The sequence below is a fragment of the Cohnella boryungensis genome (assembly GCF_042651945.1).
Taxonomy (GTDB): domain Bacteria; phylum Bacillota; class Bacilli; order Paenibacillales; family Paenibacillaceae; genus Cohnella; species Cohnella boryungensis.
In genome coordinates this window covers 191,398-211,250 of record NZ_JBHSED010000074.1, presented here as the reverse complement: position 1 = coordinate 211,250, position 19,853 = coordinate 191,398, and the positions used below count along the sequence as shown (strand labels likewise).

General features: G+C 55.7%; 18 protein-coding genes. All 18 read left to right on the top strand.

Features of this window, described 5'->3' with window-relative positions; translation table 11 throughout:
* The first annotated feature begins 26 nt into the window (after positions 1–26).
* On the top strand, positions 27–383 hold the full coding sequence (gene rbfA / locus ACFO1S_RS28355; RefSeq protein ID WP_204603106.1) for a 30S ribosome-binding factor RbfA: 357 nt from the start codon (positions 27–29) through the stop codon (positions 381–383).
* Positions 384–405: 22 nt separating this feature from the next.
* On the top strand, positions 406–1,392 hold the full coding sequence (locus ACFO1S_RS28350) for a DHH family phosphoesterase (RefSeq protein ID WP_204603105.1): 987 nt from the start codon (positions 406–408) through the stop codon (positions 1,390–1,392).
* Positions 1,389–2,348: a tRNA pseudouridine(55) synthase TruB gene (gene truB, locus ACFO1S_RS28345; RefSeq protein ID WP_204603104.1), complete on the top strand. Its 960-nt coding sequence runs from the start codon at positions 1,389–1,391 to the stop codon at positions 2,346–2,348. Before ACFO1S_RS28350 ends, truB begins: the two co-directional genes overlap by 4 nt.
* 15 nt (positions 2,349–2,363) lie before the next feature.
* A complete protein-coding gene (locus ACFO1S_RS28340; protein WP_204603103.1) occupies positions 2,364–3,344 on the top strand; it encodes a bifunctional riboflavin kinase/FAD synthetase in 981 nt (326 codons plus the stop codon).
* A gap of 197 nt (positions 3,345–3,541) precedes the next feature.
* On the top strand, positions 3,542–3,811 hold the full coding sequence (rpsO, locus tag ACFO1S_RS28335; protein ID WP_120976316.1) for a 30S ribosomal protein S15: 270 nt from the start codon (positions 3,542–3,544) through the stop codon (positions 3,809–3,811).
* A 199-nt stretch (positions 3,812–4,010) separates the two neighbouring features.
* Positions 4,011–6,092, top strand: coding sequence for a polyribonucleotide nucleotidyltransferase (pnp, locus tag ACFO1S_RS28330; protein ID WP_378128065.1), 2,082 nt, complete (start codon positions 4,011–4,013; stop codon positions 6,090–6,092).
* Between the two features lie 172 nt (positions 6,093–6,264).
* On the top strand, positions 6,265–7,260 hold the full coding sequence (locus ACFO1S_RS28325; RefSeq protein ID WP_204603101.1) for a polysaccharide deacetylase family protein: 996 nt from the start codon (positions 6,265–6,267) through the stop codon (positions 7,258–7,260).
* Between the two features lie 65 nt (positions 7,261–7,325).
* Entirely contained in the window at positions 7,326–8,603 is a 1,278-nt protein-coding gene (locus ACFO1S_RS28320) for a M16 family metallopeptidase (protein WP_204603100.1), read from the top strand.
* A gap of 7 nt (positions 8,604–8,610) precedes the next feature.
* A complete protein-coding gene (dut, locus tag ACFO1S_RS28315; RefSeq protein ID WP_378128063.1) occupies positions 8,611–9,012 on the top strand; it encodes a dUTP diphosphatase in 402 nt (133 codons plus the stop codon).
* A gap of 239 nt (positions 9,013–9,251) precedes the next feature.
* Entirely contained in the window at positions 9,252–10,151 is a 900-nt protein-coding gene (gene dpsA, locus ACFO1S_RS28310; protein ID WP_204603184.1) for a dipicolinate synthase subunit DpsA, read from the top strand.
* Positions 10,148–10,744, top strand: a complete 597-nt coding sequence (locus tag ACFO1S_RS28305; RefSeq protein WP_204603098.1) for a dipicolinate synthase subunit B — start codon at positions 10,148–10,150, stop codon at positions 10,742–10,744. The genes dpsA and ACFO1S_RS28305 overlap by 4 nt, the downstream gene beginning before the upstream one ends.
* A gap of 36 nt (positions 10,745–10,780) precedes the next feature.
* Positions 10,781–11,821 (top strand): aspartate-semialdehyde dehydrogenase, encoded by a 1,041-nt coding sequence (locus ACFO1S_RS28300; protein WP_204603097.1) that lies wholly within the window; start codon positions 10,781–10,783, stop codon positions 11,819–11,821.
* An 80-nt stretch (positions 11,822–11,901) separates the two neighbouring features.
* The gene (gene dapG / locus ACFO1S_RS28295) at positions 11,902–13,134 is read left to right on the top strand and encodes an aspartate kinase (RefSeq protein ID WP_204603096.1); all 1,233 of its coding nucleotides are present in this window, start codon (positions 11,902–11,904) and stop codon (positions 13,132–13,134) included.
* A 14-nt stretch (positions 13,135–13,148) separates the two neighbouring features.
* On the top strand, positions 13,149–14,033 hold the full coding sequence (gene dapA, locus ACFO1S_RS28290; RefSeq protein WP_204603095.1) for a 4-hydroxy-tetrahydrodipicolinate synthase: 885 nt from the start codon (positions 13,149–13,151) through the stop codon (positions 14,031–14,033).
* Between the two features lie 199 nt (positions 14,034–14,232).
* The gene (locus ACFO1S_RS28285) at positions 14,233–15,912 is read left to right on the top strand and encodes a ribonuclease J (protein ID WP_204603094.1); all 1,680 of its coding nucleotides are present in this window, start codon (positions 14,233–14,235) and stop codon (positions 15,910–15,912) included.
* Positions 15,913–16,030: 118 nt separating this feature from the next.
* The gene (locus tag ACFO1S_RS28280; protein WP_204603093.1) at positions 16,031–16,777 is read left to right on the top strand and encodes a ClpP family protease; all 747 of its coding nucleotides are present in this window, start codon (positions 16,031–16,033) and stop codon (positions 16,775–16,777) included.
* Positions 16,774–17,022, top strand: coding sequence for a YlzJ-like family protein (locus tag ACFO1S_RS28275; protein WP_204603092.1), 249 nt, complete (start codon positions 16,774–16,776; stop codon positions 17,020–17,022). Before ACFO1S_RS28280 ends, ACFO1S_RS28275 begins: the two co-directional genes overlap by 4 nt.
* Positions 17,023–17,086: 64 nt before the next feature.
* Positions 17,087–19,819, top strand: coding sequence for an FtsK/SpoIIIE family DNA translocase (locus ACFO1S_RS28270; RefSeq protein ID WP_378128024.1), 2,733 nt, complete (start codon positions 17,087–17,089; stop codon positions 19,817–19,819).
* The last annotated feature ends 34 nt before the right edge of the window (positions 19,820–19,853 follow it).

Genomic DNA, 19,853 nt, shown 5'->3' with positions numbered 1-19,853 from the left:
CAGCATGACAAGAAGGTGGGATCTGAATGGCCAAATTTCGAGTCGGACGGGTCGGAGAGCAAATTAAGAAAGAAATCAGCACGGTCATTCAAACGGAGCTGAAGGACCCGCGAATCGGTTTTATAACGGTGACCGGCGTAGACTTGACCAATGATCTATCGCTTGCCAGGGTGTATCTGAGCATCCTGGGAAGCGAGGAGCAGAAGGAAGAGACGCTGAAGGCGCTCGGTCGGGCGAACGGCTTTCTGCGTTCGGAGATCGGCCGAAGAGTAAAGCTTCGCCACACGCCGGCGATCGAATTCCGCTTCGACAGCTCGATTTCGTACGGCAGCCACATTGAAGCGCTGCTGCAGCAGATTAACGAGCAAGCTCTAGAGTCTTAAATTTCGCAGGGAGGGGAGCGGCATGTGGACCGAAGAGTTGAAGGAAGCGGCCGCGTTCATTCGCGAAAGGGACGATTTCCTCGTTGTTTCACACGTCCAGCCTGACGGCGACGCCATCAGCTCTACGGTCGTCGTAGGCTGGCTGTTGGAGAAGCTGGGGAAGAAGTATACGATGCTGAACGAGGGGGCTGTACCTTCCCGGCTGCACTTTCTGTGGAAGAGCTCCGAGATTCTCTCCTTGGAGGATTTGGAAGGCGAGCCGCCGAAGAAATTCCGCAATGTCATCTGCGTAGATTGCGCGGATTACGCGCGAGTGGGCCGGACAGAGCAATGGTTCGCGCCGGCCGCCGAGTTGTTGAATATCGACCATCATCCTACGAACGACGGTTTCGGTCTCGTGAATTTGATGAAATTCAATGCGGCCGCCACAGCGGAAATTTTGTTCGAATTGCTGGATACCATGGAGTTGGAGCCCGACACGTCAGCAGCCACCGCGATCTATACGGGATTGCTGACGGATACGGGGGGCTTTCGCTATGCGAATACGACGCCTCTCGTCATGTCCATGGCCTCGCGGCTGCTGCAGGCCGGCGTGAACGGACCCGAGCTGGCGGAAAATTTACTGGAGCGGATGTCGGCAGGCCAGCTGCGGATTTTGCAGCGCGGCTTGTCTCGTCTGGAGCTTAGCTCCGACCAGCGAATTGCCTGGCTATGGGTTACTTCCGAGGATCTGGAAGAGACCGGAGCGACCAACGAGGATTTGGAAGGACTCGTCAACTATCCTCGCAATATCGAGGGAGTCGAGGTAGGGCTGTTATTTAAGCAAAACGGGGAAAAGTCCGTTAAGATCAGCATGCGCTCCTCGGGAACGGTGAGCGTGGCGGCCGTCGCCCAGGCGTTCGGAGGGGGCGGCCATGTCCGCGCCGCCGGCTGTCGTTTGACGGACCCGCTTCCGGAAGTCATCGCGAAGGTGGTCGGCGAAGTGCAGAAAACGCTGGACAGCTTATGAACCGGAACGAAACGATACGCGAGGGCGTTCTTGCAATATGGAAGCCTGCCGGCTGGACTTCGCACGACGTCGTGGCCAAAGCGCGGCGCTTGCTTCGCGAGCGGCGCATCGGGCATACCGGAACGCTTGATCCGGCGGTGACGGGCGTTCTGCCGCTGTGCATCGGACGGGCTACCCGCCTGGTGGAATATTTGCAGGAATCGCCTAAAACCTATGTTGCGAAGCTGAGATTCGGAATTTCGACGGACACGGAAGATTTGACCGGCGAGGTGACCGAGCGCAAGGATGCTTCTTTCTTGACGGAAACGATGATTCGGGAGGCGGCATTGTCGTTTGTTGGAGAAATAGATCAGGTTCCCCCTATGGTTTCTGCAGTCAAGATCAACGGAAAACGTCTGTATGAGCTGGCCAGAGAAGGCGTAACGGTGGAAAGGCCGTCCCGGCGCGTCACGATTTACAGCCTGGACGTACGGAGCGTCGCTGCGGGCGGCGCGCAACCGGAACTGACTTTCGCGGTTACATGCTCCAAAGGCACGTATATTCGAACGCTGTGCGTCGACATCGGGCGCAAGCTGGGCGTACCTGCGGTCATGGCCGAGCTTGTGCGCACAGAAAGCGCGGGCATCCGCCAGGAGCAATGCGTGACTTTGGAGCAAATTCCCGAGCTGCTGACTGAGGGAGCGTTGGACGAGAAGCTGCTTGCCGCAGACAAGCTGCTTGGCAATATTCCCGAAGCAATCGCCTCTCATCCAGAGTCGGTGCATGCCCTTCAGGGCAAGGGAATTAGAGCGGCCAGATTGCAGCCGCCTCCGGACCGCGAAGGTCTATGGCGGATTTACCGGGAAGACGGGGTTTTCCTCGGCTTGTTCTCTATTGACGAGAGCAAAAGCCATGCCCGGCCGGTTAAAGTCTTTCATCCTTCCGAGGCACATCCCGACGGTAGTCAGTCCGATTAAGCAGGAGGGCATCACGTGGAACGGTATGATTTAACAGTTGATAATGTCAGAGGAGAGCTTCCCGAAGGAGCGCGCAAGCAGGGACTGTCTCTGGCGATTGGCTTTTTCGACGGCGTTCATCTGGGACATCGGGAGGTCATCCGCCAAGCGGTCGCCCTCGCTCGCGAACAGGGCATCGTTCCCGCTGTCATGACCTTCGATCCGCACCCGAAGGTTGTTCTCGGTCACGGCTCCCAGTATCATACGGTGCTGACTCCGCTTGCGGACAAGCTCTTCCTGTTCGCCGAACTGGGCGTAGAGGCCGCATATATTATCCGCTTCGACCGCGAATTCTCGGAGGTGACCGCGGAGCAATTTATCCGTACGTTAATCGTTCCGCTCGGCGTGAAGTCGATCACGGTCGGCTTCGATTTCTCCTTCGGACATCGCGGCCAAGGAACTGCGGACACCCTTAAGCAGCATGGCGACGGGCAGATCGACGTGCAGGTCGTCTCTCCGGTCTATCTGGACGACGCGAAGGTAAGCAGCACGCGAATTCGCGAGCGGCTGGAGGAAGGGGAATGCGATTCCGCTTCCGAGCTGCTGGGAAGACCGTATGCCTTGAAGGGGAGGGTTGTGCACGGAGATGCCAGAGGCCGTCTGCTAGGCTATCCGACGGCCAATCTGGAGCCGGAGCAGCCTTACGTCATTCCGAGATCGGGCGTCTACGTGATCGGAATCGATATTCTGTCCGATTCCGGCGAGATAGAGGCCAGCTATAACGGGGTGCTGAATGTGGGCTATCGTCCGACCTTCGACGCTCCCGGAGGCGCCTTAAAGCTGGAGGCGCACCTGTTTGATTTCGACGGAGATTTGTACGGACGCCGTCTTGCTTTGCGCTTGCATACCTTTCTGCGGGCCGAGAAGAAGTTTGAATCGATCGATCAGCTCGTCGGACAGATTTCCAGCGACGCCGAGCGGGCGAAAGAGATTTTCGCGGTCAAAATACGCGATTGATTTATAAGCAGCCTACGCGCCAAGAACGATATTATGTTCTCGTTGTATATGAGCTGCGAGATATGCTATACTATATAACGTTGTCATCGACAGGCGAATCAGCCTATCTCATGGCGAACAGGAACCTTAGCTTGGCGAAGCGTTCTCACCGACGCGAGCTCGGCTAACGGCGATTCTAACGAAGGAGGTGAACAAGGATGGCATTGACTCAAGAGCGCAAACAAGAACTGATCGAAGAGCATAAGACGCATGCTACGGACACGGGTTCCCCGGAGGTCCAGATCGCTATCCTTACGCAGAACATCAACAATCTGACGACACACTTCAGGGAGCACAAGAAGGATCATCACTCCCGTCGCGGTCTGTTGAAGATGGTTGGTCAACGTCGTAAGCTGCTGGCATATTTGAAGAACAAAGATGTTAGCCGTTATAGCGCCCTGATTGCAAAATTGGGACTGCGTCGCTAATTGGTACACGCATGAAAGCAACCTGGCCATGTCGAACAGGGCTTATCGCCCTAGAAGGCGTTCAGGTTGCTTTTTCCCTATATAGGCTTGTCCGTCGCTATAGACTTCAGGTCGGAAGGAAATACTGGGAACAGTGTCGAAGCTACATAAAGCAATATTTTGCCGAAGAGGAGGAGTTAACTTGGAACATAACGTAGCCATGGAGCTTGGCGGACGCCCGTTCTCGCTGGAAACCGGTCGATTGGCAAAGCAGGCGAACGGCGCGATCGTCGTAAAATACGGAGATACAGTGGTGCTGTCAACCGTAACGGCTTCCAATGAGCCCAAGGATCTTGATTTTTTCCCGTTAACCGTCAATTATGAAGAACGATTGTATGCAGTAGGTAAAATACCGGGGGGATTCATCAAGCGGGAAGGACGTCCAAGCGAGAAGGCGATCTTGGCGAGCCGTTTGACAGACCGCCCAATCCGTCCGCTCTTTCCGGAGGGCTTCCGCAACGATGTGCAGATCGTAAACCTGGTGCTTAGCGTAGATCAGGATTGTTCGCCTGAAATTGCCGCGATGATCGGGACGTCGGCTGCTCTTTCGATCTCCAACGTGCCGTTTAGCGGCCCAGTCGGCGGTGTGATCATCGGTCGGATCGATGGCAAGTTTATCGTCAACCCGACACAGGAGCAGGAAGCGATCAGCGATATGTATGTCGTCGTAGCGGGCACGCGCGACGCGATCATGATGGTTGAAGCGGAAGCCAACGAAGTGTCCGAGGCGGATATGCTCGAAGCGATTATGTTCGGTCACGACGAAATCAGAAAAATCGTGGACACGATCGATCGTTTGGTTGCCGTCGCCGGCAATCCGAAAATGGAAGTGAAGCTCCATAGCGTAGACTCCTCTGTTGAAGCGGAAGTTAAGGCTTATGCGCAGGAGCGTCTCGTTGAGGCGGTTCGCATCTCCGAGAAGCATGCTCGTCAGGAAGCGATCGATGCGATCAACGGCGAGACCGTAGAGCGCTTCGCAGAGCTCTATGCAGAGACGCCCAGCAAGCTGGGAGATGTCAAGGAAGTGCTGTACGATATCGTCAAGAACGAAGTTCGCCGCCTGATTACCCACGACAAGGTCCGTCCGGACGGTCGCGGCCTGGCGGAGATTCGTCCGATTTCCTCAGATATCTCGATTCTTCCGCGCACGCACGGCTCCGGCCTGTTTACTCGCGGCCAGACTCAAGCGCTCAGCATCTGTACGCTCGGCCCGCTTGGCGAGGTGCAAATCCTGGACGGCATCAGCCCGCAGGAATCGAAGCGCTTCATGCACCATTATAATTTCCCGCCGTTTTCCGTCGGGGAAGCCCGTCCGCTTCGTCCGCCTGGACGCCGCGAGATCGGTCACGGCGCTCTGGGCGAGCGCGCATTGCTGAAGGTTCTTCCATCGGAAGCGGAATTTCCTTACACCATTCGTCTCGTATCCGAGGTGCTTGAGTCCAACGGCTCTACATCCCAGGCGAGCATTTGCGCCAGTACGCTGGCGATGATGGATGCGGGCGTACCGATTAAAGCTCCCGTCGCTGGAGTGGCCATGGGCTTGATTAAGGATGGCGACCACACCTCGATTCTGACGGATATTCAAGGGATGGAAGACCATCTCGGAGATATGGATTTCAAGGTCGCGGGAACGTCCGCCGGAATTACGGCGATTCAAATGGACATCAAGATCGATGGAATCGATCGTCAGATCCTCACGGAAGCGTTGCAGCAGGCGAAGGAAGGCCGTATGCATATCCTCGGCAAGATGCTGGAGACGATTCAACAGCCGCGCCAGCAACTGAGCAAATATGCGCCTAAGATTTTGTCCTTGAAAATCAATCCGGACAAAATCCGCGACGTCATCGGCTCCGGCGGCAAAATCATCAACAAGATTATCGAGGACACCGGCGTTAAGATCGATATCGAGCAAGACGGAACCGTCTATATCGCTTCAACCGACGAGGCGGCGAACCAACGGGCTCGGGCGATTATCGAAGGGATTGTCAAAGAGGTCGTCGTAGGCGAGGTTTATACCGGAACCGTTAAGCGTATCGAGAAATTCGGCTGCTTCGTAGAAATTCTGCCGAACAAGGACGGGCTGATTCATATTAGCCAGCTTGCCAACGAACGGGTGGCGAAGGTGGAAGATGTCGTCAATATCGGAGACCAGATCGAAGTCAAGGTAACCGAGATCGACAATATGGGACGCATCAACCTGTCCCGTAAAGCGCTGCTGAGCTCCGAGCAGGTATCGGTGTAAGCAAGCCGCGCGAGAAAGGCCTTAACGAAATAGGCAAGACATAAAGAGACTCCTTTGCGAAGGTCTCTTTTTGTTTGCATAAATGCCCCGTTACTTAGAGATGCTCACTCATAAAGGCGGTTCCCAAGGCATAGGATGAAGGCAGGGAATCGGACAAGACGGGGTGAGCGAAATGGGAAAAACTCAGCGGATCAGAATCGTAGCGGCAATGGCGATCGGTCTGACGGCAGTTCTGATCGCAGGTATATACGGACCGATCAAGCCTTTCTTACAGGCCGTCAAGCCACATGAGGCATCCATGTTGGCCCGGATGGAGGACAAATCGGAAGACCCGCTGTTGAACTGGATTCAAGCGGAAGCGTCCAAACGCAGTCAGCCTCCGATCAATGCGGTCATCGATCGGGTATGGAAGGCCATTCCCGGATACGAGGGACGCATTGTCGATGTCCAAGCTACTTATTTAAAAGCGAAGCTGATCGGCTCCTCGCCGGGCTCCGGCAACGGATTTCCTTGGGTGTATCGTACGATAAAGCCGGACGTTTCGCTGGAGGATTTGCCGACAAATCCGATCTATCGGGGCAATGGAGCCAAGCCTATGGTGGGGCTGATGATCAATGTGGCTTGGGGAAACGAATACTTGCCGCCGATACTGGACATTTTGAAAAAATCGAATGTGAAGGCGACCTTCTTCTTTGACGGGTCTTGGCTGTCGAAAAATATGGAGACGGCCCAAAGGATCATCGCCGAAGGACATGAAGCCTCCAATCATGCTTATACGCACCCGGATATGAGCAAGCTCGGCATTGAGCGCCAGCGGCAGGAGATCGGGAAGACCGAAGCGCTGCTGAAAAAGCTCGGCGTGCGCAATGTGTGGTTTGCGCCGCCGTCCGGCTATTACAATTCGGCAACGGTCAAAGCATCTTCCGAATTCGGCCTGCGAACGGTGTTATGGACGCTGGACACGGTGGATTGGAGGAATCCCGAGCCGTCCGCCGTCATCGGCAAAATCGGCAGGAAGGTAGAACCAGGCAGTCTCATCCTCATGCATCCGACATCCTCGTCGGCGAAAGCGCTGCAGGGGATGATCAACGCCATCCGGGCGAAGGGATACTTGCCGGGCACGGTATCGGAGACGCTGTCTCCCGAGAGAGTGGAGGATCGGTTGTGACGGTTGTCGGAATTTGATATAGTGGTATCACTGTTCATTTAGCCATTCGCAAAGGGGGAAATCCGATGAACAAGTACAAGCTTAAGAACGGGCTTCGCGTCATGATCGAAACGATTCCGACCTGTCGTTCGGTTTCGTTCGGAATATGGGTCAAGACCGGCTCCCGGTATGAGGATATCGGAAATAACGGCATTTCCCACTTTATCGAGCACATGCTGTTTAAAGGAACGAACCGGCACAGCGCGAAGGATATCGCCGATCGGTTCGACGGGATCGGCGGGAATGTCAATGCCTTCACGTCCAAGGAATATACGTGTTATTACGCCAAGGTGCTGGATCAGCATCTGCCGATAGCGGTCGATATTTTGTCGGATATGTTTTTCGAATCGCAGATGGCCGAGGCTGAATTGGCCAAAGAAAAGAATGTCATTCTTGAAGAAATCTCCATGTACGAGGACACGCCCGACGATACGGTTCACGATCTGGCCTCGCGAGCTGCGCATCATGATCACCCGCTGGCCTATTCGATACTCGGAACGGCGGAGCGGCTTAATCCTATGGGGCCGGACAATCTTCGTCAATATATGAAGGAACGCTATCGGATCGACAACACGGTAATCAGTCTGGCTGGCAACGTCGGGGAGGAAGCGCTGGAACTGCTGGAGCAGCATTTCGGCAGATTCGACGTCATCGGCGAGGATCGGGTGTTGGAGGTGCCGACCTTTCATTCCCGAGCGTTGTTTCATCGCAAGAAAACCGAGCAAAATCATCTTTGCCTGACCTTTCCGGGCTTATCGATCCAAGCGCCTAACCTGTATGCGATGATTCTGCTGAACAATACGATCGGCGGAGGGATGAGCTCTCGGCTGTTCCAGGAAATTCGGGAGAAGCGCGGTCTTGCCTACTCTGTGTATTCCTATCACACCTCTTATGCAGACAGCGGATTGTTTACCGTATATGCGGGGACCACTTCCAAGCAAACCAAGGAGGTGTATGAGATTACGATGGATTTGCTCGGCGAAATCGCCGCCAACGGTTTAAGCGAAGCCGAATTGTCGAGAGGCAAGGAGCAGCTGAAGGGTAATCTGATTCTCAGCCTGGAGAGCACGAGCAGCCGGATGAACCGCTTGGGCAAAAACGAGCTGATGCTCGGACGTCACTATACCTTGGACCAGATGCTTGAGCGCATTGAACAGGTTCAATTGTCGGATCTTAACGACATCATGGTCTCTATGCTGGAGAAGCCTTGTGCAGTCGCTCTGGTCGGATCCAATAAAAAAGTATTATCGGGAATCGGGAGGGACTTTATTGTATCCAATTCAACTGAAGAGACTGCCGGGTAATGAGGATATGCAATTGCCCCGCCAGATGTCGGAGTGGGCGGCCGGCTTCGATCTTCATGCCGCTGTAGAAGCCCCCGTCGTGCTATCGCCGGGAGAACGAGCGTTGATACCGACGGGGTTTGCCATGGCGATGCCCAAGGAGCTGGAAGCGCAGATACGGCCGCGCAGCGGTCTGGCCTATAAGCACGGCATTACTTGCTTGAACTCCCCGGGAACGATCGACGCCGATTACCGCGGGGAAGTGAAGGTTCTTCTGATTAATCTCGGACAAGAGCCCTTCACGATCGAGCGCGGAGAGCGGATTGCCCAGATGGTATTTCAACGGGTGCCGCAGGTCGTGCTCGAAGAAGTGTCGGAGCTTACCGACACATTGCGCGGCGAAGGCGGCTTCGGCCACACGGGCAAATAAGTCCTTCATTCGTAGCTTATCGTCTGTTCGACGAATTCGTTTGCGCATGGGCGCATCGGCCAACCAAGTCCTAGCGGACGCATGGTTGGCTTTTTTTCATGCAAAGCCGTACCGAAGGCCGGAGCCCTGAGCAGATGGAAGACGGAGCGATCTCGGACCTATAGCGGATTGATCGGCACCCCGCGCTGGGCGTATGCATACGATGTGCTATGCATGAATGCCGAGAGGAGGGGGCAGCGATACTTACGGGAGTTCAGGTCGTACTTGCGGGCGGAGACGCCCGGCAGTTGGAAGTGATTCGCCGGCTTACGGAGATGGATGCCGGGGTAACGATCGCCGGCTTCGACAGACTGGATACGCCCTTTAGCGGCGCCGTAAAGGCGGAGTGGAGCCCTGATATTTTGACGGAGGCGGATGCCCTGGTATTGCCGGCGGTCGGTACGGACGACGAAGGGGTCATACCGACGCTGTTCACGGATTCCGAGCTTAAGCTGACGGATGATCATCTTGCCGTACTGCCCAAAACATGCAAGGTCATTACAGGGATGGCTAAGCCTTATTTGCGCAAGCTGTGCGAGAAGCACGGCCTGGAAATCGTGGAATTGTTCGAGAGGGATGACGTGGCGATCTACAATTCGATCCCTACCGCAGAGGGCGCGTTGATGATTGCTATTCAGAATACGGATATTACGATTCACGACTCGAAATGCATCGTTCTTGGAATCGGCAGAACGGGTCTTACGATGGCCCGCACCTTGCAGGCTCTGGGTGCCCGTGTGAAGGTCGGAGTGCGCCGGGACGAAGCTTACGCACGGGGGTTCGAAATGGGCTTCGAGCCTTTCTATATGCCCGATTTAGCGCGTCAGGCGGGGAATATCGACTTGATTTTTAATACAATTCCGACTATGATAGTCACAGCGCAAGTGATCGCCCAACTTCCCCAACGCGCATGTATTATCGACCTGGCCTCCAAGCCTGGCGGCACCGATTTTCGCTTCGCCGAGAAGCGCGGAATCAAGGCGCTGCTGGCACCGGGCTTGCCCGGAATCGTGGCACCGAAAACAGCCGGTCGAATCATCGCGAATTGTCTGATCCAGATTATTCTGGCAGACAACCGACTACGGGGGAATCAACCATGAACTGGCAGGGAATCACGGTTGGCTATGCGTTATCAGGCTCGCATTGCACACTTGAAGAAATCTTGCCGCAGATCCAACGTTTCGTCGATGCGGGGGCCAAGGTTGTTCCCATCGTATCGTCCACGATCATGACGACGGACACGCGGTTCGGAACTTCGAGCCATTGGCAGCAATCTTTGCGTCAAATTACGGGCAACGAGATCATATCTTCTATAGTAGACGCGGAGCCCCTGGGGCCCTCCAAGCTCCTTGACGTATTGACGATCGCGCCGTGCACCGGAAATACGACCAGCAAGCTGGCCAATGCCATGACCGACGGACCAGTGCTTATGGCCGCGAAGGCACAAATGCGCAATCAACGTCCGCTGGTGCTTGCGATATCTACGAACGATGGCCTGGGTCTTAATGCGGCGAACATCGCCAAGCTGCTCATCATGAAGAACGTATATTTCGTTCCGTTCGGACAGGACAATCCGGTTGCCAAGCCGAATTCGCTTGTCGCCAGAATGGATCTTGTGATGGAAACGTGCGAAGCCGCGCTGCAAGGCAAACAATTGCAACCTTTGCTCATAGAGCGTTTCTTACACGCTTGAGATAGACTTGCCGTAACCGAGGGGAGAAAATACCAAATGTCGACACAACCGTTGTTTAACGTCGCCGTCGTGGGAGCGACCGGCGCTGTCGGAGTACAAATCCGCAGATTACTAGAAGAACGCAACTTCCCGATCAAAAGCCTGAAGCTGCTTTCTTCGGCGCGTTCCGCAGGCACTTCCGTTACTTTCAAGGGACAGCCGATTACGATTGAAGAGGCGACTCCGGAAAGCTTCCGCGGCGTGGAGATCGCTTTGTTCAGCGCGGGAGGAGACGTCAGCAAAGCTTTGATTCCGCATGCCGTCGAGCATGGAGCCGTATGTATAGACAATACGAACGCTTACCGCATGGACCCGGATACTCCGTTGGTCGTGCCGGAAGTGAATATCGATAAGATCAGCGAGCACAAGGGAATCATTGCCAATCCGAACTGTTCGACGATTCAGATGGTTGCGGCTTTGAAGCCGCTTTACGATCGTTATGGCATTTCCCGGATTATCGTGTCTACTTACCAAGCCGTATCCGGCGCAGGAGCTTCGGCCGTTACCGAGATGCTGAGACAATCCTCCGAGGTGCTGGCGGGCAAGGATGCCAATCCGGCCATTCTTCCGGTTTCGTCTTTGCCGGTGAAGCATCAGATTGCATTCAACGTAATTCCGCAGATCGACAAGTTCCAGGACAATGGATTTACCCTGGAAGAGATGAAGATGATTCGCGAAACGAAGAAGATCATGGGCGACGATGCCCTGGAGGTAACGGCTACCTGCGTACGGGTGCCCGTCACTTACGGCCACTCGGAATCGGTCTATGTGGAGCTCAAAAGCGATTTCGAAGTCGAAGAGGTTAAATCGCTGCTGTCGGATGCGCCGGGAGTTGCGCTCGTTGACGATCCTGCGGGGCAGCAGTACCCGCTGGCGACGGATGCGGCCGGCAAGAACGAGGTGTTCGTCGGACGCGTTCGCAGAGATCTCTCGAACGCCCGCGGCCTGAATATGTGGATTGTATCGGATAACTTGCTGAAAGGCGCCGCCTGGAATGCGGTGCAGATCGCTGAATATATCGCTATTCCGAAAGCATAACCTGATTTCTACCTTCAAGCAGATCTCCTTTCTTTTCTTTCCCTCACTGTCTCAACATCCCCGGAGCGGAGGAAAACGAGATGGAACTGATCGTACAGAAATTCGGCGGGACGTCGCTGTCCGACGCGCAAAGTCGGGGCTACGTCCTCCGTCATATCATCCGCGAGTTTAAGCTCGGCAAGCGCGTCGTTGTGGTCGTATCGGCTATGGGACGAAGCGGGGAGCCGTATGCGACGGATTCGTTGCTGGAGCTTGTCCGTAGCAACGGCAATGCGCTTCCCGGCCGCGAACGGGATATGCTGTTGTCTTGCGGAGAGCTGATCTCGGCCACCGTGCTCTGCAGTCTTCTGCACGCGGAAGGGATATCCGCCGTCGCCCTGACGGGAGGACAGGCCGGCATTCTGACGGACGATCATTACGGCTCCGCGCGGATTTTGGAAATTCAATGCGAACGTATGCTGAGGCACTTGGCCGAGCATCAGGTCGTTATCGTGACCGGTTTCCAAGGCATGACGAGGAGCGGAGAAATAACGACGCTCGGGCGAGGGGGAAGCGACACAAGCGCGACCGCTCTTGGCGCGGCATTAAAGGCGGGAGTTGTCGACATTTACACGGATGTGGACGGCATTCTCACCGCCGATCCGCGCTGGGTCAGCAATGCGCGTCCTCTTAAGACCGTCAGCTACGAAGAAATAAGCAACATGGCGCATAACGGAGCTAAAGTCATTCACCCTCGCGCGGTCGAGGTTGCAATGAAAGCCGGCATTCCGGTACGCGTTCGATCCACCTTCTCGGAAGGGGAGGGGACGTTGGTCACGCATGCGGAGCTATTAAAGAGCCAAGGGGTATGGTATGACAAAACGGTGACCGGACTCGCGCATGTCAGGGATGTCACGCAGCTGGCCGTGACCCAGGTGGAAGGGCCCGCCGATTTGCAATTACGGATCTTTCGGGCGATGGCCTCCCACGCGATCAGCGTCGATTTTATTAACGTGATGCCTACGGGCGTTCATTATACGGTGTCAGGTCACGATGCTTCCAAGGCTGTGGCTCTGCTCCGCGAGTTGGGCTTCGAACCCCGTGTCAGGGAAAGGTGCGCCAAGGTATCTGTCATTGGCGGCGGGATGAACGGCGAGCCGGGCGTCATGGCCGTGATCGTAGAGGCCTTGACGAATTCCGGCATTCCGATATTGCAATCCGCAGACTCCAATACGACAATCTGGGTGCTGATTTCCGAGGAAGGCCTGGCGACGGCCTTGCAGGCGCTGCATACGGCGTTCGGACTTCATCTTGCGCCGGACAGGGGACATTAGAGGAGGAAATGGGTATGAGTTTCGGTCGTTTAATTACAGCAATGGTTACGCCTTTTGACGAGCAGTTGAACATTGATTGGGACACGACGGCGAAATTAATCGATTACTTGATCGAGGAGCAGAAATCCGAAAGTCTGGTCGTTTCCGGAACGACCGGAGAGTCTCCCACGCTGACGGATGACGAGAAGGTGGAGCTGTTCCGCTTCGCCGTCAAGCATGCCGCCGGACGGTGCAAAATCATCGCGGGCACGGGCAGCAACGAGACGGCCCATTCCGTCCATCTGACGAGAAAAGCGGAAGCCGTTGGCGTAGACGGCATTTTGCTGGTTGCGCCTTATTACAACAAACCTAGCCAGGAAGGCATATACCAGCATTTTCGCACCATTGCCGAAGCGACGACGCTGCCGGTCATTCTCTATAATGTGCCGTCCCGTACGGTGGTCAGCATGTCTGTCGAAACCACGCTGAGATTGGCGCAAATTCCGAATATCGTCGCGACGAAGGAGTGCGCTTCGCTGGAGCAGATGACCGAGATCGTCAGCAACGCTCCGGAAGGCTTCGTGCTTTACAGCGGAGACGATGCAGTGACGCTGCCCTCTCTGGCGGTCGGCGGTCATGGCATTATCAGCGTAGCAAGCCATGTCGTCGGCGCGCAGATGAAAGAGCTGGTCGCGGCTTATCTTGACGGCCGGGTGAAGGAAGCGCAAGCTCTGAACGCCAAGCTGTTCCCGGTATTCAAAGGCCTGTTCAACTGTCCGAATCCGGTTCCGAATCCCGTTGCCGTCAAGCACATGCTGGGCCTTCGGGGACTGTCCGTCGGAGGCGTGCGCCTGCCGCTTGTTCCGGCTACTGAGGCGGAAGCGGCATTTCTTCAGCGACTGCTGGACGAATACGTTTGAGGCTCTTCGGTCGCTTTGGAACTTTTCCGTAAAAACCGATGTCCTCCGGGCATCGGTTTTTCGGTACATATCGGTTCTTGTTTTTCCTAATTTGCATCATGTATAATGGTTGAGAGTGATTGGGTGCGGCAAATATATTAAGCAAATTGAAAATTTCATATCGATCGGGAGCGTCGAAATGATCTAGGAGGTACTAGTAGTGTCAAAGAAGAACAACCAGGACAAATTACTGATTTTCGCGCTCGGTGGAGTCGGCGAAATCGGCAAAAACATGTATTGCATCCAGTATGGCAACGACATCGTCGTCGTTGATGCAGGATTGAAATTCCCGGAAGAAGAGATGCTCGGCATCGACGTCGTCATCCCTGACATCGCCTATTTGCTGGAGAACCGCGACAAGGTGCGCGCAATCCTGCTTACGCATGGTCACGAGGATCACATCGGCGGCTTGCCTTACGTGTTGAAGCAGCTCAACGTCCCGATCTACGGAACGAAGCTTACGCTCGGCTTGGTGGAAAACAAGCTGAAGGAAGCGGGTCTGCTGGGCGATACGAAGCGTCATTTGATTAACGAAGCGTCTGAGCTGACCTTCGGAACGATCAAAGCCAGCTTTTTCCGTACGAACCACAGCATCCCGGATTCCGTGGGGGTATGCTTGGAAACGCCGGAAGGCAATGTCGTCCATACAGGGGACTTCAAGTTCGATCATACGCCGGTGAACGATCAGTTCGCGGATCTGCAAAAGATGGCCGAAATCGGCAGCCGGGGCGTACTGGCGCTTCTCTCCGACAGCACGAACGCGGAGCGCGCCGGGTATACCCCTTCGGAGAGCAACATCGGCAAGGAATTCGAATCGTTGTTCCGCAGCGCGAAGCAACGCGTCGTCGTTGCGACGTTCGCCTCGAACGTGCATCGTATTCAGCAGGTCATTAATGCGGCAGCGGAAACTCGCCGCAAGATGACGGTAATCGGCCGAAGCATGGTCAACGTAGTGAGCATTGCTTCCGAGCTCGGTTATTTGAACATTCCGGAGGGCATGCTTATCGAACCGGAAGAAGTGAACAAGCTGCCTGCGGATCGCGTAGTCATTCTGTCGACCGGCAGCCAGGGAGAGCCGATGTCCGCTTTGACGCGGATGGCTCGCTCTACTCATCGCAAAGTCGACATTTTGCCTGGCGACACGGTTATCATCGCGGCTACGCCGATTCCGGGCAATGAGAAATACGTCGGAAGAACGGTAGACGAGCTGATGCGGTTGGGGGCAAGCGTCATTTACGGACCGGGCTCCGTATCGGGCGTACACGTATCGGGACACGGCAGCCAGGAAGAATTGAAGCTTATGCTGAACCTGATGAGACCGGAATATTTCATTCCGATTCACGGGGAGTACAGAATGCTTCGTCACCACGGCTTGCTCGGCGAGCAGGTGGGCATTCCCAAGGAAAATATCTTCTTGCTCGATAACGGGGATACCGTCGAGATTCAAAACGGCGCTGCTCGCAAAGGCGGCAAAATTCAGGCCGGTAACGTCTTGATCGACGGACTGGGCGTCGGAGACGTAGGCAATATCGTGCTTCGCGATCGCAAGCTGCTGTCGCAAGACGGAATTCTGGTCGTTGTCGTAACGTTGAGCAAGCAAGACGGCACGATCATGTCCGGCCCGGATATCATTTCCCGCGGATTCGTCTATGTTCGCGAATCCGAAGGTTTGCTCGAAGAAGCGAACCGGATTGTGACAAACACGCTGCATAAGCTGATGAACGACAACGTGAACGAATGGGCATCGTTGAAAACAAACGTCAAGGACGCGCTGGGTCGTTTCCTCTACGAACAAACGAGAAGAAGGCCGATGATTCTGCCCATCATCATGGAAGTATAGAAAGACAATACCCACACTCAGATAAAACCGTTTCCTGCGCCTGCGGCGTCGGGGGACGGTTTTTTTTAGCCGTTTCGCTCATACTATGTCCAGCCTTTAACAAACAGGGGGCTTGAGTATGAGCAACGATAAAGCAAATCCGGGCGAGTCGACCGAGCAGCCCGGGCCCTCCGAGGAGAGCCGCAAATCAGCTGTAACGGAAACGATCGTACAGCTCGGTCAGACGTCCGTGCCTGCGTCGGAGAGCAATGTTTTCTGCCTGACGATTATCGGACAAATCGAGGGACATCTCATTCTCCCTCCGCAAAACAAAACAACGAAATATGAGCACGTCATCCCTCAGCTAATTGCGGCCGAACAGAACGCCAAAATCGAGGGGCTGCTTATCGTGCTCAATACGGTAGGCGGGGACGTGGAGGCGGGACTGGCGATTGCCGAGATGATCTCCTCGCTGACGAAGCCGACGGTTACGCTCGTGCTTGGGGGAGGGCATTCCATCGGCGTGCCGATCGCAGTGTCGGCCAATCGTTCGTTCATCGCGGAGACGGCGACGATGACCATTCATCCGATTCGGATGAACGGTCTGGTCATTGGGGTGCCGCAGACGTTCGATTATCTGGAGAAGATGCAGGAGAGAGTAACCCGCTTCGTCACGAGGCATTCCAGCATTACGGAAGAAACCTTCAAGCAATTGATGTTCAAGACGGGAGAGCTGACAAGGGACATCGGTACGACAGTCATCGGGCAGGATGCGGTGAGGCACGGTCTGATCGATGCCGTGGGCGGCGTCGGAGAAGCGCTTCACGAGCTGAACCGCCGAATTCTGGAGCGCAAGCTGGGCGGGGAAGGAGCGGAGGGATCGTGACTATCTATACGGCAATGCCGTTGGAGCTGGTACTGGAGGGAATGCAGAACCAGCCGGGCCCGTTCGTGGAGGCGAGCGTGCAGGGCATGACGGTTCAGCTTGTCCCGGTCGCTCCCGGAATCGGGAGAATCGTCCGGCTGGTCGCTGCCCCGCTGGACTGCTACCTGAAGGCGGAATATGCTCCAGGCCAATTGCTGGGCTATCTCCCTGCCACCGACGCTGTCGAATTCCGAAACGCCACGTAGGTCATGGCGTTCATGCCAACCTCCCGTCAACTGTGTTATAATGTTGAACCGGGAGGTGGCAATTTTGGCCAAGCGCAAAAAGAAGCGGGCTTCATTCGGCGCAAGCTTGAAATATGAAATATACGGCATCGTCTTAATTACTTTATCTGTGATTGCCATCTCCGGAGAAGCGGCGGTCGGTCGATCTCTCTCCAAGCTGTTCGGCTTTCTCTTGGGCAAGCATTATTATTTACTCGCACTTGCCGGCATCTGGGTCGGCTTATACGTGATGGTCAAGCGGGCTTGGCCGAGAGGCTGGACATCCAGGCGTTCAGGCTTTGTGCTTGTTTCATTGGTGATGACGCTGTGGAGCGCCATGGCGCATATCGACAACAGCCTTGGCGTAATGGATTCGGTGTCGCCTTCAAGCATCGTTAACCAGACGACAGGGCAATTGAAGGAGCTGCTCTGGCAGACGCCCGATGCAGGAAATCTGAAAGTATTCAACGCAGACGTAGGCGGGGGAATGGCCGGCGCGCTGCAGTATTCGGTTCTCTATTGGCTATTCGGCTATTATGGCGCCAAATTCGTGCTGTTAATTGAAATCGCGATTGCGATTATGCTCGTCACGAACCGCTCCTACGTAGAGATCGGACGTTCCGTGCGTTTGTTCATCCTGCGCGTCATGCCGCTGCTAGCCGCCAGATTCGCTTCCGGACGGAAGCTGCTGTCGGTGAAGGCGATCCCCGTCAAGGGCGCCGGCCGCAGAGCCTCCTCGCCGAATCCGGTCGAGCCCCCGATTGAGGCCATAAGGGACGATGGGATGGACGAGCCGTCCGAGATTCCGCCGCTGCGGAAAACGCCGTTGTTTTTTCAGCTCTTTCATGGCAAGCAGGATCGCGAGGAGGCGAGCCCTCAAGAGGAGCATTGGGATGAGGAGCCGGCCCCTTATTCGGCCAGGAAGGGGTTCTCCCGCAACAAGGCGCAGCAGTCGCAGCAATTGGACGGGAATCTGCGAGAGCCGTTGGAGCCGCATGGGGAATCAGAGGAAGACGCCTTGGCGCCAATCCTTGGACAGCCTCCTTCGGAGCATGAGCCCTTGGAAGAGGTCGAAGAAGAGAGCTATACCCCCAGATTTACGGATTTTACCGCGCAGACGTATCCCGATGCCGGAATTTCGTCGGAGGCTGAGGATTCACTGTCTTCCTATGACGAGCCGGGAGAAGATGCGATAGAGGGTCATGAGGCAGCCGTTGATCGCCTGGCGGATATCCCGAAGGACCTCGATGACTTCGCGGAGGAACCGTTAGCATCCGGACAAAAGGCGGACAGCCTGTCCTCCGAAGAGCCTGCCGCCGTTCCTCCCGCGCCTGCGCGCAAAATTCCGAAGCCGTACCGGCTGCCGACAGTTCAACTGCTGGACAAGCCTGCGGGCGGCGGCAAATCGGGCAATCCTGCGGATTACATGAACACGGCGCGGAAGCTTGAAGCTACGCTGGAAAGCTTCGGCGTGCGGGCCAAGGTTCTCGATGTGGCGAGAGGCCCTGCCGTTACGCGTTATGAGCTGCAGCCGGACGTAGGCGTTAAGGTCAGCCGCATCGTCAGCCTGACGGACGATATCGCCTTGGCGCTCGCCGCCAAGGACATTCGCATGGAGGCTCCGATTCCCGGCAAGTCGGCCATCGGCATTGAAGTGCCGAACAACGAGGTCAGCGTGGTAACGTTGAGAGAGGTGCTGGAGACCCAGCCCTTCCAGGAATCCTCCGCCAAGCTGACGATTGCCTTCGGCCGGGACATCTCCGGTCAGCCGATCGTGGGAAATCTGGCGCGTATGCCGCATTTGCTCGTAGCCGGTGCGACGGGATCGGGCAAGTCCGTGTGCATCAACGGGATTATTACGAGTCTCCTGTACAAAGCGAAGCCCGAGGAAGTCAAGTTTCTGATGATCGACCCGAAGATGGTCGAGCTGAACGTCTACAACGGCATTCCGCATCTGCTGGCGCCGGTTGTGACAGATCCGAGAAGAGCCTCCCTCGCGCTGAAAAAAATCGTTGTGGAGATGGAAAAGCGCTACGAGAAGTTTTCCAAATCGGCTACGCGGAATATCGAGGGCTATAATGCGCTGATGTTGAGCGGCAACAACCCCGACGCCGTGCTGCCTTACATCGTTGTCATCGTGGACGAGCTGGCCGATTTGATGATGGTGGCGGCCGGGGATGTCGAGGATGCCATCTGCCGTCTGGCGCAGATGGCGCGGGCATCGGGCATTCACCTTATCATTGCCACTCAGCGCCCTTCGGTAGATGTCATCACCGGGGTCATCAAGGCCAATATCCCGAGCCGGATTGCATTCGGCGTCTCCTCACAGGTCGATTCGCGGACGATTCTGGACATGGTCGGGGCGGAGAAGCTGCTTGGCCGGGGCGATATGCTCTTCCTGCCGATGGGAGCCTCCAAGCCGATTCGCGTACAGGGAGCATTCCTGTCCGACGGAGAGGTGGAAAGCGTCGTGGGCTTCTGCCGCGGGCAAGCGGAGGCGGAATACAACGAGGAGCTCGTGCCCGAGATCGACGACAGCGCCAGCGATCCGTCGAACGAACTGCTCGACGAGCTGTTCGACCAAGCGGTGCAGATTGTGCTGGAAGCGAAGCAAGCGTCCGTATCGCTGCTCCAGAGACGAATGCGGATCGGGTATACGCGTGCGGCAAGGCTGATCGATACGATGGAAGCCAAGGGCGTTGTCGGCCCTTACGAGGGCAGCAAGCCTCGGGAAGTATTAATGACAATGGAGCAATACCAGCAGCGAATCCCTTCCTAGATTGGCGCAGCGCTCGTCCCTCCTTGCCGGAGGG

What these genes read in the sequence shown, in the direction of transcription:
- truB (WP_204603104.1), top strand. Translation starts at nt 1,389, where the DNA reads ATGAACCGGAACGAAACGATACGCGAGGGCGTTCTTGCAATATGGAAG.
- dut (WP_378128063.1), top strand. Translation starts at nt 8,611, where the DNA reads ATGCAATTGCCCCGCCAGATGTCGGAGTGGGCGGCCGGCTTCGATCTT.
- ACFO1S_RS28350 (WP_204603105.1), top strand. Translation starts at nt 406, where the DNA reads ATGTGGACCGAAGAGTTGAAGGAAGCGGCCGCGTTCATTCGCGAAAGG.
- dapG (WP_204603096.1), top strand. Translation starts at nt 11,902, where the DNA reads ATGGAACTGATCGTACAGAAATTCGGCGGGACGTCGCTGTCCGACGCG.
- ACFO1S_RS28305 (WP_204603098.1), top strand. Translation starts at nt 10,148, where the DNA reads ATGAACTGGCAGGGAATCACGGTTGGCTATGCGTTATCAGGCTCGCAT.
- rbfA (WP_204603106.1), top strand. Translation starts at nt 27, where the DNA reads ATGGCCAAATTTCGAGTCGGACGGGTCGGAGAGCAAATTAAGAAAGAA.
- ACFO1S_RS28325 (WP_204603101.1), top strand. Translation starts at nt 6,265, where the DNA reads ATGGGAAAAACTCAGCGGATCAGAATCGTAGCGGCAATGGCGATCGGT.
- rpsO (WP_120976316.1), top strand. Translation starts at nt 3,542, where the DNA reads ATGGCATTGACTCAAGAGCGCAAACAAGAACTGATCGAAGAGCATAAG.
- ACFO1S_RS28320 (WP_204603100.1), top strand. Translation starts at nt 7,326, where the DNA reads ATGAACAAGTACAAGCTTAAGAACGGGCTTCGCGTCATGATCGAAACG.
- pnp (WP_378128065.1), top strand. Translation starts at nt 4,011, where the DNA reads ATGGAGCTTGGCGGACGCCCGTTCTCGCTGGAAACCGGTCGATTGGCA.
- ACFO1S_RS28280 (WP_204603093.1), top strand. Translation starts at nt 16,031, where the DNA reads ATGAGCAACGATAAAGCAAATCCGGGCGAGTCGACCGAGCAGCCCGGG.
- dapA (WP_204603095.1), top strand. Translation starts at nt 13,149, where the DNA reads ATGAGTTTCGGTCGTTTAATTACAGCAATGGTTACGCCTTTTGACGAG.
- ACFO1S_RS28300 (WP_204603097.1), top strand. Translation starts at nt 10,781, where the DNA reads ATGTCGACACAACCGTTGTTTAACGTCGCCGTCGTGGGAGCGACCGGC.